Origin of the sequence: Exiguobacterium sp. SRB7LM (genome assembly GCF_015712685.1) — a bacterium.
Classification (GTDB): Bacteria; Bacillota; Bacilli; order Exiguobacteriales; family Exiguobacteriaceae; genus Exiguobacterium; species Exiguobacterium profundum.
This window is the reverse complement of record NZ_VWVR01000006.1, coordinates 2,088,775-2,106,384: the sequence shown is the minus strand read 5'-3', so window position 1 is coordinate 2,106,384 and position 17,610 is coordinate 2,088,775. Positions and strand designations below refer to the sequence as shown.

Genomic DNA, 17,610 nt, shown 5'->3' with positions numbered 1-17,610 from the left:
TTGTCCCCCTTTAGACGTCTGCTTAGGAATAGTGACGACCTTTCCACGTGATGGGCAACCGTCTCCATTTACGAATGACGGCATTCCCGAGTAAGGTCAAGTAAGCGATTAAACTGAGTGGATGGTACCATGTACCGGACCCGTTTGATTTCAGATCGACAGCGAGACGCGCGAGGAGCACGAAAATCGCTGCGCTAATCGTCTGCCAACTCGGTGAAAAGATCCAAGCGAGCATAGCCGTCAACTGGATGCCGTAATATGTCATGAAGTACAAGGCGAGTCCTACTGATTCATTCATTCCCTTGAATACGTTCTTTGAAAACCCGGTCCACACTTCTTCATTCGTTTCATACATGTCGCAGGAGATGAACGGGGAGACTTGAACGAGTGACGTGACTTTTTGATGACGTTTGAACGTTCGACATAAATCGATATCATCAATCAACGACGTTCGAATAGCAGCATGTCCGCCAACTTCCTCGTAGCTGTTCCGCTCGACGAGTACGTTCATGCCATTCGCCGCGGCAAATGCGGGGTGTTTCACTTTACGCCAAAACAAAGGCAGATGTTGGGCGATGAGCACGTGTTGCATCGGAATCAACAATTTCCCGAGAAATGTGGACGTCGGAAATTGAGGGAAACCTGATAAAAAGACGGCCTGCTCTCGAGCGAGCGTGGCATGCATGCGGGCGATAAAACTCGGATCGATCGTGACGTCCGCATCTAAAAAGAGAAGATACGGTTCAGTCGTGCGTGATGCTAGTTGATGACAAGCATGAACTTTCCCGGCCCAGTCATGGGGCAAAGGAACACCTTGGATGACGGTAAAACGGGTATCGCTCCCAATTGCATGATTCAATTTTTCATATGTATCATCTTCAGAGCGGTCCTCGTAGATATAGACATGAGTCCCTTCCGGTATCGCCTGCTTTAAGTTCGAAATCAGTCGTTCAACGTGACGCGACTCATTGCGCATCGGGATGCAGACGGCTGTCGCCGGTGTGCGTCCTGGGTCGGCGAGCGGTCTCAAGAACGAAAGATTGATTAGGGTAAAGATAAACATCGAGAGGGTGAGCAGCCATAAGATCATGAACGTCCCCTCCCAAGTCGGAACATCGTTTCTGTCCATTCGGCAAGATTACGACGTGGTCGAAAGAGCGGCACATAGGCATCAGACCGAATGATGGCGTCTTGTCGCACGTCGTCATAGAGCGCCTCGAGTGCTTGCGCGATTTCCTGCTTCTGAGCTCGTCGTGTCATCGATGTCACGACTACTGTTCGAAAGCGGACATATACAAGGGGTTCCGCATGGTTCTCAAACGAATAGTACATGGCGCATAATTGGACGGGGCGGTCGTTCAGTAACAACGTTGCGCCAGACTCGATTTCGACAGGTCGAAGTTCCTGTGGCATCTCTTGTCCTTGAGGGAACATCCAGACGGATTTCCCGGACGCGAGCAATTCATTCGCATAAGCCAGTGAGGTCCGTACATCGGAGAGACTTCCTTTTTTCACCGAGAAGGCACCGAGGTGTCGAAAGAACGGGAAGCGACGTAGTCCATCCTCGTCCATCAACACGTGAATATCGTGTCGTAAAAAATGTTCATTGATCATATACATGATGAGACCGTCCCACCACGCGCTATGTGTACTTAAAAATAATCCGGGGGTCGGAACGTCGTCCGTTCGAATATAAATGTTATGGAAGGTGGGACGTATTTGACGTTCCCGCACGAACGTCGAGAACAGGTTATTGAACCATTTCTTTTTGTGTGACTCGATCATCGCGACCTCTCCTTTCAAGTAGAATCACTCCGGATGTGAGGATGCTGAGGAGCCCGATGCCATAGAGACCTGCATTGACAGCCGTGACACCGAAGAGTGCGTGAAGCATGACGAACAAATAGACGCCGTGCCGGATGAACAAGGAATCAACAGCGCGTTCGTGACGCTGTAACAACCATGAGAAAATAAGGGATAACCCGAACCAACCGATAAAGTTTTGTGTCGGGATATCATAGTATAAGCCGTCATTCGCCCATTCCCAGTAGCCTTTCACGTTTGCCGCTACGGGATCGATTGCCATATCGAGCCATACGGCGAGAATCGGGACGAGCCATAAAATATTGTGGCGGAATGGGAAGAGACGGGCCACGGCAAAACTAGAGCCAATCACGGCAAGCCATGCAGCACCGATTGTGACAGGAACTCCAAAAACTGTCGGACCGAACGCTTCAGCATAAACGTACTCACTGAACGGGAATCCCGTCTTCACGCCGAGTGTCTCCACAGCGATTGAACCGAAGAAAATAAACGGAACAATCCAAGCTCCTTGTCGAATCCCTTGATAAAGAATCGTTCCACCTATCGCCCCGGCTAGCCATAAAAAGACGGGGTTTGCCCACTCGAGCCAAGGTGGAAGCAGGTCGAATCCAACTAAAATCAACCCAATGAAATACCAAACAATAAACCATTTCCAAATAAACGGATACACTTTCATTCCATCACCTCTACTTTTTATTCTAAAGCTCATTGAAGTCTTCGTCTAACAAATGCATGTACAAAAAAGAGCCTCGCTGAACGAGACTCTCAATTGGCCATCCGTTTTCGTCTTTTCACGAACGAGAAGGCGATGAATAAGACATAGAATGGGACGGCGATGAACCAAAATGTCGGCCATTCTTTCCAACGGGCGAACATCATATACGTCACATAGACGAGACTGATGGTAATGATGAACGAGTGACGTGGCAATGGTACATCTTTAAAACTCGGGATGCGAACACGGCTGACCATTAACAAGGCGAGCCCTGTGAAGAAAATCGGTGTCAACAGTTCACTGACGCGATCACCGAACGTTGTGATGACAGCGAGAAGTCCCCCGGCGGCCGTGATCGGGACACCAGAGAAGTAACTCGCTGCAACGTTTGTCGCTGATAAATTGAAGCGAGCCAGACGATAGGCGCCGAATAGCGGGAAAAGTGCCGCAAAAAACAATCCATAATTGCCGTAATCAATAAAGAAGGTGTAATAAGCGAGCATCGCCGGTGCGACCCCGAACGTTACGATGTCAGCGAGTGAGTCCAATTCTTTTCCAAAATCGCCAGCGACCCCGAGCATACGGGCGAGGCGCCCGTCTAAACTGTCGAGCATCATCGCGATGATGATTAACAGTGTGGCGTTTGAGAAGTCACCACGTGCGGCGTAGACGATGGCGACGACACCACAAAATAAATTTCCGAACGTAAAGGAGTTTGGGACCCACGAACGGATACGTTCTTTCCACATAATTTTGCCCCCAGTAAGGTCATTGGCTGAACCAGTGCCCATTTGTAAATTGCAGTAAATCTTCAGGTGTTAATTCGATTTGATAGCCGCGTTTTCCGGCAGAAATGGTGATCGTCTCTCTGTCTTGAGCTGCTTCGTGCAGATAGACAGGGAACGGCTTCTTCGCCCCAATCGGAGAGACTCCCCCTCGAATATAACCGGTCAATGTCTCGAGCTCTTTCATCGGGATGGGCGATGCTTTCTTCGCCCCCCAAGCTTTTGCGGCTGCTTTTAAATCGATGTCACGCTCTCCAGAGATGAGAAAGAAGGCATATTGCTTTTTCTCGTTCATGAGACAAATCGTTTTATACAGTTCGTCGAGCGGTTTATTCAATGTCATCGCCACATGTTTAGCTGAGACATCGGTGTCATCAACTTCATACGTATGATAGGTGAACGGAATCTTCTTCTGTTTCAGTTGCCGAGCGGCGTTTGTCAGTTGCATCTGACTCATCCTTTCGTGACCGACTCCTTTTAGAATAGCAAATCAACCAACTTCCCGGCAATTGAACTTCAAAAAACTTTTCAGTAAAGGAAGGAGTTTGAAGGAATGACGAAGAAATGAACAGTGATTCATTTTGAAGGGGGAATGAAAATGGAGACGATTCAATTGACGACACACAATGGAGTAGGGTGGTTGAAACTGAACCGACCTGAAAAGCTAAACGCCTTGAACGAGACGTTGCTTCGTGAAATGAAAACGGCAATCGACACATTTGAACAGGACGACGCGGTTCGTGTCATCGTCCTTGTCGGAGAGGGACGAGCGTTCTCATCCGGACAAGATTTAACGATCGAGAGCGATGCGGACTATGGGGAATATTTAGAAGACGTGTATCATCCACTCGTACGTACGCTTTTCTCATGTCAGAAACCACTCATCGCAGGGATCCACGGTGTCGTGGCTGGAGCAGGACTCAGTTTGGCACTCGCGGCAGACGTTCGAATCGTCGCCAAGTCGACGAAGTTCAGCTCGGCGTTCATTAAAATCGGGTTGGTCGCGGATGCGGGCGGCCCATATCACTTACGTCGACTCATGCGCGACGACCTCGCATTAGATTGGCTCTGGAGTGGCAGTACGATTGACTCGGATGCCGCGCGTACATTCGGGCTCGTCACTGAGCTCGTGGAAGATGCGATGTATACGGAGCGATTGACTTCATATGCGGAGACACTCGCTAGAAAATCACCGGTCGCTGTTCAAGGGATGAAGGCGCTCATGCGAGCCGCTTCATTTGAGGACGGATTGAATGAAGAAATCAAATGGCAACGGAAGTGTGGGGACACGGACGTGCACCGCCAAGCGATGCAGGCATTCTTGATGAAATGAAAAAAGCGGCTGCGGCCGCTTTTTTACGTGGTTGATTTTGCTTCGAACTGGAAGCCTTTTTGTTGCCATGTCCCGTATTTCCAACGACGGAACGCGAAGAATCCGCGGAACCACTCATCGAGGGAGAAGGCGAGCCAAATCCCAAGGATGCCGAGTCCCATTTGAAGACCGAACAAGTAGCTGAACGCCACGGCGACGCCCCACATCGAGGCAATTCCGATCATGACCGGGAAGCGGACGTCCCCGACAGACTTCAATGACCCCATCAAGACGATGTTCATGGCGCGACCCGGCTCTAAAATGAGCGTCGCCCATAAGATTGGCACACCGACCGCGATGATGTCTGGGTTTGATGTGAAGAGACCGAGTAGCGATTCGCTGAACACCGCTAAACCGAGAGAGGCGACGAACGATGCGAACATGGCAATCTTCAATGTCTTGACGGCACGATGATAGGCTTCTTTAAACCGTTTCCCCCCAATATCCCGTGCAATCAAAAGCTGGGTTCCTTGCGCGACGGCGACGGTGAACAAGAAGGCAAGCATTGACAAGTTCATCACGTACACGCGAGCGGCGAGAGAGGCTTCCCCCATCGTCGCAATAAATCCAGTGATGATAATTTGGGATGCCTGATACGATAAATTCTCTCCGGCAGAAGGGACTCCAATCTGAAGGAGTGACTGGATGTCGTCTTTCTTCGGACGAATCACTTCTTTTAACGGGAAGCGGATCATGAGCTTCCGTTTGACGAGCCAGAACAAGAGAACCATAGCGGCGAATCGTGCGATCACGATGGCCCAGGCGACGCCGGCAACACCTGTGACCGGAAGTCCAAACCAGCCGGTAACGGCAAAGATGGCACCGACGGCGGTGATGATATCAATCAGAAGCGTCGCGAGCATGGCGTGTTTGGTCATACCGTGACTCCGGAGGATCGAACTGAGCGCCATGATCAGTGCTTCGGTGAATAACGACAAGCCGACGATTTGCAGGAACAACAGCCCGTGCGCAAACAGTTCGTCCGATAGCCCGAACAAGCGTAAGAACGTTTCACCGAACAAGAAGATGACGACGACCATGATTGCACCGAGCCACATGTTCAAACTGACGGCGGAGCGGGCGAAGTCGCGACTCTTCTTCATGCGCTGTGCCCCGATGGCCTGACCGATCAAAATGGTCGCCCCGACAGACGTCACACTAAAGACAATCAAGAACACGTTTAAGATTTGGTTGGCAACCCCGACGGCCGAAGCAGCAGCGTCTGAGTAGTGAGCGAGCATCAATGTGGCGATAATCCCGGTTCCCATGTGGAGGGCAAGTTCGATGAAAATCGGCCACGACAGTTTGAACAGGGTCAGCTGTTCCGTTTGTTTCGTCTGCATGTAGTGTATTCTCCCTTTTCTCTATAATTCTTTCTATTAACTATTTGTTTTATAAAAATGTCAAAGGTCATCTTACTCCTTATGAAATGAAAAAGAAAGGGGTTTGCTAAATTATTTTCAACAAAAAAATCACCCGAAGGAATCAGGTGATTTTCGAATTTATTTCAATTTCAGAATAGCAGCACTGAATGGAGCGAGTTCGATTTCGAGTGAGTCGAGGTCACGGTCATGCAAGAGGTCCGTGGCGGCTCCTGTATAACCGAGCGGATTCAGTTTCGAAGCAGAGTCTGAGTTGTTGAAGTAAACCAAGTATGTCTCATCTTTCGTACACCGCTCGATGATGACTGCATTGTTCGCATCGTCGACCAGGTTGAAGCGATATGAGCCGGCATTGGCGAGCGCAGGGTGTTCCTTACGAAGCTGGATGAGCTTTTGGATGTAGCGGAAGAGATTACGGTCTTCTTCGGCTTCATCCCACGGCATACAGCGACGGCAACCTGGATCTTGTTCGCCTTCGAGTCCGATTTCGTCCCCGTAATAAATACATGGGCTACCCGTATAAGTCAGCATTGAAGTCATCAAGAGTTTGAACTTGCCTTTATGTCCTTTCGCTCGTGTCAACGCGCGGGGGGTGTCATGCGAATCAATCAAGTTGAACGTGACTTCGTTGACGTTCATCGTGTTCATCATCTCGACACGCGTCAATTCATTGCGGAACTCAGAAGCGGTCGTCCGGTCGAGTGCGAAATAGTTCAAGCTCGCGTTCGTGAACGGATAGTTCATGACGGCATCGAACTGGTCGCCTTGTAGCCAAGGTTGTGAATCGTGCCAAATCTCTCCGAGAATATAAGCTTCCGGGTTCGCATTTTTGACGGCCTTACGGAAGTCACGCCAGAATGCATGATCGACTTCGTTGGCAACGTCAAGACGCCATCCGTCAATGCCGAATTCTTCGACCCAGTAACGGGCGACATCTAATAAGTAAGCTTTTAATTCGGGATGTTCTGTATTGATTTTCGGCATGTTCTTTTCAAATGCGAACGTATCATAGTTCGGCTTCGGTTCTGTGACAACCGGGAAATCGCGAAGGTAGAACCAATCACGGTACTCAGAGGACGGACCGTTTTCGACGACGTCTTGGAACCATGGGTGATGATATCCGACATGATTGAAGACTGCGTCGAGCATGACTTTGATGCCGTTCTCGTGCAAGAGGTCGACCATCTCTTTAAATTTCTCTTTCGTCCCGAACTGTGGATCGATTTCCATGTAGTCGAGCGTATCGTACTTATGGTTTGTCGTCGCTTTAAAGATCGGGCAGAAGTAGATGCCGGTGATCCCGAGTTCGACTAAATGATCGATATGGTCGATCACTCCTTGGAAGTCGCCACCGAAAAAGTTTGTCGTCGTCGGCTCTGTCGAGTTCCATGGGAGCGTCTCTTCAGGATCGAGCGAAGCATCGCCATTTGCGAAACGGTCCGGGAAGATTTGATACCAGACCGTATCCTTCACCCAAGAAGGCGCATGGAAGATATCGATTGGGTTGATGAATGGGACACAGAAGTAGTAACCCGTATCATCGAGCGGCTTCTCTTCGAACCATCCTTTTTCGGTATAAACGGCCGTCTCTTGTCCATCATTCAAACGGAAGCCGTAACGTAGACGTCGGAACGGCGGTTTGATGGAGATGAACCAATAGTCGTAGGCGTCGTCAAACCCGATTTTCTCCATTGGAGTCTCGTATGTACGCCAGTAGCTCGGCTTATCCGGATCGAAGTTCCACATGGCTGGGTCTTCAGCATGCCAATCATAAGGGTCGTTCCAAATCAAATCGACCGATTCGATATCGCCTCGCTTCGTATGGAAACGAATGTGGATTGTCTCGCGATCATATTTGTAGACGAACGGGGACATGGCACGATGATAAATCGCTTCTTTCATCATAAGGAAAACATTCCTTTCTTTATAGGGGATGACATCATTTTACAACATCGAGAATCAAAGAGAACAGATGTTGCGAAAACGTTTGCTCAAGCAAAGGTTAATAAAGCGTTTACATTTTGTCAATTGCTGAAACGCATAAAAAGTGAAGAATTGAGAACAAACATTTGAAAATTACATAAATGGGTCAACAGACGTAAAAAAAGTGTAAAAAAAGACTTGTAAAACGCTTTCACAACTGTATAATAAAAATTGAGGTGAGGATGCAAACGTTTTCACTACCGTGTCAATTTCGTAGCGGAGTTTTAAAATTGACGTGGTCGTGCGATTGCGCAAATCTGACCATACTATTTCCTTGGGGAGGTTTTTCATCATGAAGATGAAAAAAATGGTAGCAGGACTTTCAACAGCAGTATTCGCATTCGGTGCACTTGCTGCATGTGGTGGCGGAACGGACAACGGATCTTCTAACGAAGGTGGTTCTTCAAGCGAGAACAAACCTGAAAAGATCGTCATCTGGGAAGACATCGAAAAGTCTGAAACAACGAAAGAAGTTGCGAAGGCGTTCGAAGAAGAGCATGGCGTAAAAGTTGAAGTTGTCGAAGTACAGATGACAGACCAAAAAGACAAGCTCGCGCTTGACGGTCCAGCTGGAAAAGGTCCAGACATCGTGCTCGTACCACACGACCAGATTGGTACAATCGCAGACCAAGGTCATTTGGCTCCAATCGCTGACGAAGGATCGCTTGACGCGTTCACAGACGCTGCGAAATCAGCTGTCATGTTCGATGGACAAGCTTACGGATATCCAAAATCAGTTGAGACACCAGTTCTCATGTATAACAAAGACTTGATGGCTGAAGCTCCAGCATCTATGGACGACCTTTACAAGTTGTCAAACGATGTAAAAGCTGACGGCGAGTACGGATTCCTTGCACTTTGGGATAACTTCTACTTCGCACACGGTGTTGTCGCTGGATTCGGCGGATACGTGTTCAAAGAAGACGGTGGCGCACTCGACCCAGCGGATATCGGTTTGAACAACGAAGGCGCAGTTGAAGGATTTGAATACATCGGTAAATGGTACGAAGAAGGCCTCTTCCCTAAAGGATTGATCGGAGAGTCTGGCGGCCAAGCGATGGACCAACTCTTCACTGAGAAGAAAGCTCACTCAGTCATGAACGGACCATGGGCTGTAGCTGGTTACACAGATGCAGGCGTGAACCTCGGAGCGGCTCCAATGCCGACACTTCCGAACGGTGAGCCAATCAAGACGTTCATGGGTGTGAAAACATATGCCCTTTCAGCTTACACAGAAAACCAAGAGTGGGCTGAAATGTTCCTTCAAGAGTTGACGAATGAAGAAAACGCATTGGCAATGTTTGAAGCATACAACGAGATCCCACCAGTAGCAGCACTCGAGTCGAACGAGACAATCACGTCGAACGAAGTTGCGAAAGCGGTATTCGACCAAGCAACAAACGCAATCCCAATGCCGAACATTCCTGAAATGGGACAAGTTTGGGAGCCAATGGCTCAAGCGCTTCAGCTTGTAGCAACTGGTAAACAAGATGCACAAAAATCTGCAGATGATGCAGTGAAAGTCATCGAACAACAAATCCAAGCGAACAACCAATAAGGAATTGAGATGACGGGGTACGCCACATGGCGTTCCCCATCATTTTCTAGCATTGAGCAAACGTTTGCTTGATTGATTTGCTCAAATCGAAAGGAGAAACTGAGGATGGCTGCAATTGCGAACCCTAAATCACCGGACCAACGCCCGGACAAGCCTACAAACCATGCTCGGAACGCGGGACTACTTTCCATCATTCCGGGACTCGGACAGTTATACAACAAACAATACGCGAAGGCGGTAGCGTTCTTTATCGTCGTCGTATCTTATTTTGCAGTAAACTATGATCTATTTTTCAAAGGGGCGGGCGCCGGACCAGGTGACCGTGGAGGACTTTGGGGATTGATCACGCTTGGTGAAGTGCCAGGACCTCGTAACGACCACTCCATCTTCTTGATGGTCGAGGGGATTGTCGCGTTAATTTTACTTTTCTTCGGAATCGCGTTCTATGTTTGGAACATTCGTGACGCCTATCGTGTCGGTCGCGCTCGTGATCAGCATCTAAACCTTCCATCGTTCCAAATGCAACTTCGCAACTTGCGTGACCATGGATTCCCATACTTAATGTTAATCCCATCACTCATTTTGTTAGTGTTTACAGTTATTCTTCCATTGATTTTCACGTTCTTGATCGCCTTCACGAACTATCGCTATAACAACGCACCACCAGCGAAGCTCGTCGAATGGGTCGGATTCGAGAACTTCACGCGTATCTTTGAAATTGATATCTTCCGTGACACGTTCGTCGGGGTACTCGGCTGGACGCTTGTCTGGACGGTCGCTTCAACGACAGGTGTCATCGCGATCGGAATCTTCCTTGCGGTGCTCTTGAACCAAGAAGGACTTCGCTTCCGTCGTTTGTTCCGTTCAATCTTGATTCTTTCATGGGCGGTCCCAGCATTCATCACGATCTTAATCTTCCGCTCGATGTTCAACGAGTCGTTCGGGGTGTTCAATACGACAATCTTACCGGCGCTCGGTCTTGACCCAATCAACTGGATGACCGACCCGACGGCAACACGTACGGCACTCGTTCTCATTCAATGGTGGCTCGGCTTCCCGTTCATCATGACGCTCATGACGGGTGTACTTCAGTCGATTCCTGGTGACTTGTATGAAGCGGCGACGATTGACGGAGCGACGATCTTTGATAAGTTCCGCTTGATCACATTGCCGATGCTCTTGTTCGCAACTGCACCGATCTTGATCACGCAGTTCACGTTTAACTTCAACAACTTCAACATCATCTATCTCTTTAATGGCGGTGGCCCTGCTGTACCTGGACAAACGGCCGGCGGTACCGACATCTTAATTTCTTGGATTTACAAATTGTCTCTCGGTGCCAACCCGCAATACGGACTTGCGGCTGCGATTACACTCATCTTGTCATTCTTCATCATGACGCTTGCCGTGATCCAGTTCCGTCGGACAAAATCTTTCAAAGACGAGGATATGATCTGATATGAAAAAACAAAAACGAATCAATTTGGCGATCTCGTATGTCATCTTGACGCTTGCGTCGATCATCATTCTCTATCCGATGCTTTGGGTTGTCGGCACATCGTTCAACCCGGGGCGTACGATTACGTCAACGATTATTCCAGCAAATCCTACGTTCATTCACTACAAAAACTTGTTTGACCTAACGATTTCGGATTATAGTTTATGGTATGTGAACACGTTGAAAATCGCTTTCATCACGATGGCACTCTCAGTCGTCTTGGTGACGATTACCGGATACGTCTTCTCACGTTACCGCTTCGTCGGACGGAAGAACTCTCTCGTCTTGTTCCTCGTCCTTCAAATGGTGCCACAGTTCGTTGCGATCATCGCGATTTATGTGTTGCTCAACATGCTCAACCTTCTTGACACACATACAGCGCTCATCTTGCTCTATGCGGGTGGTGCGATTCCGATGAACACGTACTTGGCGAAAGGGTACTTCGACACGATTCCGAAAGAACTTGACGAAGCAGCCCGCATGGATGGTGCTGGTCACCTCCGAATCTTCTGGCAAATCATCTTGCCGCTCGCGAAGCCGATTGTCGCAACGATTGCTCTCTTTAACTTCATGGGACCATTCAACGACTTTATCTTGGCATCGCTCGTCCTTCGTTCACCAGAGAAACAAACATTGGCAGTTGGTCTTTACAACATGATTTCGAAACAGTTCGATAATAACTTCACGTTATTCGCGGCAGGTGCAGTTCTATCAGCCCTTCCAATCGTCATCTTGTTCTTCATGTTCCAACGCTACTTCGTTTCTGGCCTCACAGCGGGTGGTACGAAAGGATAATACTCGTAAAAGGAGGAAGCGATATGAGGCGAGGCGTCGTGCTCGTGCTCCTGTCGCTTCTTTTGTTTCCGACCGTCGTCGGAGCAAAGGAAGCCGCTACTTGGGAACAAGAACGCATGTATTTTATTATGGTCGACCGATTTGTTGACGGAAATCCGGACAACAATGAACAGGTGGACAAAGATGATCCGAAAGCATTTCACGGTGGTGATATCCGTGGAATCATCGAGAAGCTCGATTATATCGAATCACTCGGCTTCACATCGATTTGGCTGACGCCCGTTTTTGAGAATATGCCGGACGGCTATCATGGGTATTGGATTAAAGATTTCTATAACATCGATCCACAGTTTGGAACGAAAGAGGATTTACAGGAACTCGTTCAGGAAGCGCACAAGCGAGATATGAAAGTCATTCTCGACTTCGTCGTCAACCATGTCGGTCCGAACCACCCGTGGGTGGAAGAAAAGCCGGAATGGTTCCACGAACAGTTACCGATTGTATTTTGGAAAGACCAGGAGCAAGTCGAGACGCACTGGTTGTTCGACTTACCTGACTTCAAAACAGAGGATCCGGAAGTCAAATCGTATTTGATTGATGCGGCGAAGTACTGGATTGAAGAGACGGACATCGACGGCTATCGCCTCGATACGGTTCGTCACGTCGATAAAGCATTCTGGAAAGACTTTGTCGAAGGTGTGCGGTCGGTCGACCCAGACTTTTACTTACTTGCCGAAGTGTTCGATCCAGACCCGCAATACGTCGCGCAATATGACGACCTCGGGTTCAACAGCATCACAAACTTTACATTTTATGACCGTGTGTCGAAAACGATGACGCAACAGCAAGCGAACGTCGACGAGATTGACGTTGCCGCAAGCTATGCCGAAACGTTCTTCAACGACCCGAATCAGATGGCGACATTCCTCGATAATCACGATGTCGAACGCTTCATGCATATGGCAGAACTCGGTGGTGTGGAATCGGCGGAACGACGCTTACGCCTCGGTTTGTTCGCGCTTTATGCGTCACCTGGTATGCCGATCGTCTTCCAAGGGACAGAAAATGCGCAGACCGGTGGAGCCGACCCGGCGAACCGTGTCATGACGGAATTCCCGGGAAATGAGGAGTTGCATGAATACGTCGCGACCATGAACCGCATGCGGGAAGAGTATCCGGTCTTTGCGACAGGAGAGCAACGCATGATCGCCTCGGAAGATGGGATGGCTGTTTTCGAACGGAAAGACGGAGATGACGTTGCGCTCTATGCAATCAACATGAATCGTGACGATCGAGAGATTGAGATCGATGTCAGTGAAATCGGGGAAGATATGAGACTTCGTGGTCTTTTATTCTCACAACTGGTCACAGATCAGCGCGGAACGTTTACAATTGAACTATCTGGTGAAAGTGCGAACGCTTACATCGTTGAGGAATCTTCGGTCAATCCGTGGATGATGGGCTTGCTCGTCGTTACGATTCCGATTTTCTTGACTGGTTTGGTCATGTGGAAGCGCCGCAAATAAAGACATGAAACGCCGCAAGGCACGAATCGAACTCACGGAAGCAGGGGGGAACACCATGCAAATCACAATCAAAGATGTGGCGAAGCACGCGAACGTCGCGCCGTCGACAGTCTCTCGCGTCATCGCCAACAGCCCAAGAATCAGTCAAAAGACAAAAGAACGGGTCAGAAGTTCCATGGAAGAGCTCGGGTATCATCCGAACATTCATGCGAGAAGTCTCGCTAACCGCTCGACGCAGTCGATTGGTCTCGTCATGCCGAGCGCGGCAACAAAGACGCTTCAAAACCCGTTCTTCCCGGAAGTGCTACGAGGAATTAGCACGAAGGCGCACCAGAATGGATACTCGCTTTATATGACGACCGGCGTGACAGAAGAAGAAGTTTTGTCCGGTGTCATCGAGATGGTACAAGGACGCCGTGTCGACGGTGTCATCGTTCTTTATTCACGTGAAGACGACCAAGTCGTCCAATACTTACGTCAAACGAAGTTTCCGTTCGTCGTGGTCGGGAAGCCGTTCGGGGACGCTTCTTCTATCACTTACGTAGATACGGATAACTATTTGGCTGGTCGTGAAGTGACGAAGCACCTTTATAACCTAGGTCATCGTCGCATCGCCTTCATCGGGGGCTCGGATAAACTCGCCGTAACACAAGATCGTCGGAACGGGTACGCGACGGCCCTCATGGAAGCAGGCATCCCGGTATGCGAAGATTACATCGCCCGGGCCGAATTCATGACAAAGGGTGGCGCGAAGGCCGTCCGTGAGTTGTTGCAAAACGAGGAACCACCGACAGCTGTCGTTGTCAGTGATGATATGATGGCACTCGGTGTCATCAGCACGTTAAGCGAGATGGGGCTCAAAATCCCAGAGGACGTCGCGGTCGTTAGTTTCAATAACGTTTATATCGCGGAGCACTCGAACCCGCCGCTCACGTCGGTCGAAATTAACATCTTCGGTCTCGGTTTCGAGGCGACGAATTGCTTGATCGAACAAATCAGTGATAATGCTCCACCTTATGGGAAGCGTGTCATCGTGCCACATTATTTGGTCGTCCGCCAATCATGTGGGCAGAAGAAGAGTAAAGCGACGGAAACATTAGAATCGAATTCTTGATTGACCAGACGATTTCGCCAGAGCGGAGTCGTCTTTTGCATATCCTTTTGATTGAAGCCTCATGAAGTAGGGAACAAGTTTCACGAAGGAATCGAAATCGAAGGGATGGATAGAGATGAGCGAAAGACGATTTGTCGGGACATTCGACACAAAAGAAAGCCTATTGTCAAAAATTAATGAGCTGAAAGAAAATGGCTACGATGAAGGGGAACTATTTGTCGTAACGGAGCGGGATGAAGCCGTTCACGTTCTTAAACGAGAGACGAACCTAAATGTAGAAGAAGGTGACACATCTTGGTTAGACAACCTCAACGGAGGGGGCAGCGAGGATCGGGATACGACACAGGCGCTCATCGATTTAGGGATCGCGGACGACGAAATCGAACAGGCGCATGCTTCAATCAAACAAGGGGGATATGCACTTGTCATCGACGAACCCGATACCGGATTCAATGATGGGCGAAGTGCGGTATTCGAGGGACACGAAGCGAATGCGGCGTTTGGTGAGGATCCGGAAAGTGGACAGAAAGATTGATTGAAACCGTCTCGATGAGAGGCGGTTTTTTTGATTGTAAAATGTGATGAAAAAAAGAAAGAAAAAGTTTTATGCAAACGATTGCATTCTCGTTTCAGTTGTGTAAAATGAAAGGTGAGATTAAATACAGCGCTTTCATAGACAAACGGTTGCATGAACTAGTTGTCCGTCGAAGGTAGCCTTGTAGAGAAAAAGGAGTGGCAGACAGATGAAACGATTGTTTGCAGTCGATGAATGGAAAGTAACAGAGGAAGGTCTTCACCCGAAAGAGAACCGTCTTGCAGAATCCATCACATCGCTCGGGAACGGGCATATGGGGATGCGAGGAAACTTTGAGGAAGATTACTCGAATGATACGCACCAAGGATTCTACGTGGCGGGCGTCTACTACCCGGACAAAACACGTGTCGGTTGGTGGAAGAACGGATACCCTGAATACTTTGCCAAAGTGTTGAATGCGACAAACGTCATCGGTCTCCGCGTGGTCATCAATGGTACACCGGTCGACTTGGCAAAATGGGAAGTGAAAGATTTCACTCGCGAGCTCGACATGCAGCGTGGTGTCCTCACACGGACGTTCACCTTGATGAACGGGACAGAAGAGACGAAAGTGGAAGTCATCCGCTTCTTCTCGATCGTGGATAAAGAAGTCTTGGCAATCCGTTACAACGTCACACCAGTCAACTACGAAGCAAAAATTGAGTTCACTCCATATTTAGATGGCGATGTCGTCAATGAAGACTCGAACTACGATGAGAAGTTCTGGCTTCCGGTCGACCGTGGTGTGGAAGAGCGTTTCGCTTTCGTTACGACGAAGACGAAGAAACTCGACTGGCATGTCACGGCATCGATGATCGCGGACGTCGAAGGCGCTCGTTGTGAAGTGCTTGAAGCGACAGATTTGTTTGTTGCCAACAAATTCACGGTCAACGTAACGGCCGGTGAGACAGCGACAGCCTACAAGTATGTGTCGGTCGTCACGAACCGCGACCACGAGGTTGAAGCATTGCAGTCAGCAGGGATGACACGTGTCGAAGCGGCGTTTGAAAAAGGATTTGAGACACTTCTCGCTGAACAGACGGAAGCATGGCTCGCACGCTGGGAAGATGCGGATGTTCGTATCGATGGAGACATCGAGGCACAACAAGGAATCCGTTTCAACATTTTCAACATGTATCAAACATATACAGGTGAAGATTCACGTCTTAACATCGGTCCAAAAGGATTCACAGGTGAGAAGTACGGCGGTGCGACGTATTGGGATACTGAAGCCTACTGCCTGCACTTCTATTTGGCGACAGCCAAACCAGAAGTCTCATGGAACTTGCTCAAATACCGTCACAATCAACTGCCACAGGCAAAAGAGAATGCTGTGAAGAATGTCGGTATGGAAGGCGCGCTTTATCCGATGGTCACGATGAATGGGGAAGAGTGCCACAACGAGTGGGAAATCACGCATGAAGAGATTCACCGTAACGGTGCGATTGCCCATGCTATCTTCAACTATACGAACTTCACAGGCGACAAGTCGTACCTTGGACAATACGGATTGGAAGTATTGGTCGAGATCTCGCGTTACTGGGCTAGCCGCGTCAACTTTGTCCCGCACAAAGACGTGTATATGATCCTAGGCGTCACAGGTCCAAACGAATATGACAACAACGTCAACAACAACTGGTATACGAACTTGATCGCCGCATGGACGCTCGAATACACGCAGGAAGTGTACAACTACTTGAAAGAAGCGGAACCTGCACGTCTCGAAGAGCTCGTGTCGACACTCGGCATCACGGACGCTGAACTTGCGAAGTGGGCGGACATCCAAACGAAGATGTATTATCCAAAAGATGATCTCGTTCCAGATGTCTTCATGCAACAGGACGGATTCATGGATAAAGAGCAGATTTTGGTGAAAGACCTCGATCCGAAACATCTTCCACTCAACCAAAACTGGTCATGGGATCGCATCCTTCGCTCGAACTTTATCAAACAAGCTGATGTCCTCCAAGGACTCTATACGTTCGGTGACCGCTTCACGGTCGAACAGAAACGTGCAAACTTTGACTTCTACGAGCCACGCACGGTTCATGAATCGAGCTTGTCACCATGTGTCTACTCGATCATTGCGGCAGAAGTCGGTTATGAAGACAAAGCGGTCGAGTTGTACCAACGTTCGGCGCGCCTTGACCTCGACAACTATAACAATGACACGGAAGACGGATTGCACATCACGTCGATGGTCGGTTCGTGGATGTCCATCGTTCATGGATTCGCTGGAATGCGCATTCAAGAGGATAACCTCTCGTTTAGCCCGATGATTCCGAAAGATTGGAACGGTTACTCGTTCAACATGCTCTGGCGTGGTCATCACTTGACGGTCACATCATCACGTGAACAAGTGACGATCAAGCAAACAGGTGGTACAGATGTGACAATCCATGTATATGGAAATGCGGTAACGGTTCCTGCAAACGAATCGATTACAATTGAAACAGTGAAAGCGTGACCAATCGTTCCGTACGA

Annotated in this window: 15 protein-coding genes; 8 read left to right on the top strand and 7 right to left on the bottom strand. The window is 48.9% G+C overall.

Annotation, left to right across the window (positions count from 1 at the left end):
* Positions 1 to 22: 22 nt before the first annotated feature.
* From F3H97_RS11600 to ybaK, 5 genes are all read right to left on the bottom strand, one after another.
* Positions 23 to 1,090, bottom strand: a complete 1,068-nt coding sequence (locus F3H97_RS11600; RefSeq protein ID WP_196431468.1) for a glycosyltransferase family 2 protein — start codon at positions 1,088 to 1,090, stop codon at positions 23 to 25.
* Positions 1,087 to 1,785, bottom strand: a complete 699-nt coding sequence (locus F3H97_RS11595) for a lysophospholipid acyltransferase family protein (protein ID WP_196431467.1) — start codon at positions 1,783 to 1,785, stop codon at positions 1,087 to 1,089. The genes F3H97_RS11600 and F3H97_RS11595 overlap by 4 nt, the downstream gene beginning before the upstream one ends.
* A complete protein-coding gene (locus F3H97_RS11590) occupies positions 1,751 to 2,500 on the bottom strand; it encodes a carotenoid biosynthesis protein (RefSeq protein WP_196431466.1) in 750 nt (249 codons plus the stop codon). The genes F3H97_RS11595 and F3H97_RS11590 overlap by 35 nt, the downstream gene beginning before the upstream one ends.
* A gap of 89 nt (positions 2,501 to 2,589) precedes the next feature.
* Positions 2,590 to 3,288 carry a CDP-diacylglycerol--serine O-phosphatidyltransferase gene (gene pssA / locus F3H97_RS11585; RefSeq protein WP_031421233.1) on the bottom strand — a complete coding sequence of 233 codons (699 nt, stop codon included), beginning with the start codon at positions 3,286 to 3,288 and terminating at the stop codon, positions 2,590 to 2,592.
* Positions 3,289 to 3,307: 19 nt separating this feature from the next.
* Positions 3,308 to 3,772: a Cys-tRNA(Pro) deacylase gene (gene ybaK, locus F3H97_RS11580; RefSeq protein ID WP_196431465.1), complete on the bottom strand. Its 465-nt coding sequence runs from the start codon at positions 3,770 to 3,772 to the stop codon at positions 3,308 to 3,310.
* A 150-nt stretch (positions 3,773 to 3,922) separates the two neighbouring features.
* Here ybaK and F3H97_RS11575 point away from each other — a divergent pair, with 150 nt between their 5' ends.
* Positions 3,923 to 4,657: an enoyl-CoA hydratase/isomerase family protein gene (locus tag F3H97_RS11575; protein WP_074037644.1), complete on the top strand. Its 735-nt coding sequence runs from the start codon at positions 3,923 to 3,925 to the stop codon at positions 4,655 to 4,657.
* A 23-nt stretch (positions 4,658 to 4,680) separates the two neighbouring features.
* Here the strand turns inward: F3H97_RS11575 and F3H97_RS11570 are convergent, their stop codons facing one another.
* Together F3H97_RS11570 and F3H97_RS11565 are read right to left on the bottom strand one after the other, a co-directional pair.
* A complete protein-coding gene (locus tag F3H97_RS11570) occupies positions 4,681 to 6,039 on the bottom strand; it encodes an MATE family efflux transporter (RefSeq protein WP_196431464.1) in 1,359 nt (452 codons plus the stop codon).
* A gap of 159 nt (positions 6,040 to 6,198) precedes the next feature.
* Positions 6,199 to 7,983: a glycoside hydrolase family 13 protein gene (locus F3H97_RS11565; protein ID WP_196431463.1), complete on the bottom strand. Its 1,785-nt coding sequence runs from the start codon at positions 7,981 to 7,983 to the stop codon at positions 6,199 to 6,201.
* A gap of 370 nt (positions 7,984 to 8,353) precedes the next feature.
* On the opposite strand from F3H97_RS11565, the gene F3H97_RS11560 reads away from it, so the two are divergent.
* From F3H97_RS11560 to F3H97_RS11530, 7 genes are all read left to right on the top strand, one after another.
* Positions 8,354 to 9,619 (top strand): extracellular solute-binding protein, encoded by a 1,266-nt coding sequence (locus F3H97_RS11560; protein WP_074037640.1) that lies wholly within the window; start codon positions 8,354 to 8,356, stop codon positions 9,617 to 9,619.
* Positions 9,620 to 9,724: 105 nt separating this feature from the next.
* On the top strand, positions 9,725 to 11,077 hold the full coding sequence (locus F3H97_RS11555) for a sugar ABC transporter permease (protein WP_196431462.1): 1,353 nt from the start codon (positions 9,725 to 9,727) through the stop codon (positions 11,075 to 11,077).
* 1 nt (position 11,078) lies between these two features.
* A complete protein-coding gene (locus F3H97_RS11550; protein WP_074037639.1) occupies positions 11,079 to 11,912 on the top strand; it encodes a sugar ABC transporter permease in 834 nt (277 codons plus the stop codon).
* A 23-nt stretch (positions 11,913 to 11,935) separates the two neighbouring features.
* Positions 11,936 to 13,438 carry an alpha-amylase family glycosyl hydrolase gene (locus tag F3H97_RS11545; RefSeq protein ID WP_196431461.1) on the top strand — a complete coding sequence of 501 codons (1,503 nt, stop codon included), beginning with the start codon at positions 11,936 to 11,938 and terminating at the stop codon, positions 13,436 to 13,438.
* 55 nt (positions 13,439 to 13,493) lie between these two features.
* Complete coding sequence (locus F3H97_RS11540) at positions 13,494 to 14,552, top strand: LacI family DNA-binding transcriptional regulator (protein ID WP_015880986.1); 1,059 nt, start codon at positions 13,494 to 13,496, stop codon at positions 14,550 to 14,552.
* Positions 14,553 to 14,667: 115 nt separating this feature from the next.
* Positions 14,668 to 15,087, top strand: coding sequence for a YflT domain-containing protein (locus tag F3H97_RS11535; RefSeq protein ID WP_196431460.1), 420 nt, complete (start codon positions 14,668 to 14,670; stop codon positions 15,085 to 15,087).
* 208 nt (positions 15,088 to 15,295) lie between these two features.
* The gene (locus F3H97_RS11530; protein WP_196431459.1) at positions 15,296 to 17,593 is read left to right on the top strand and encodes a glycoside hydrolase family 65 protein; all 2,298 of its coding nucleotides are present in this window, start codon (positions 15,296 to 15,298) and stop codon (positions 17,591 to 17,593) included.
* The last annotated feature ends 17 nt before the right edge of the window (positions 17,594 to 17,610 follow it).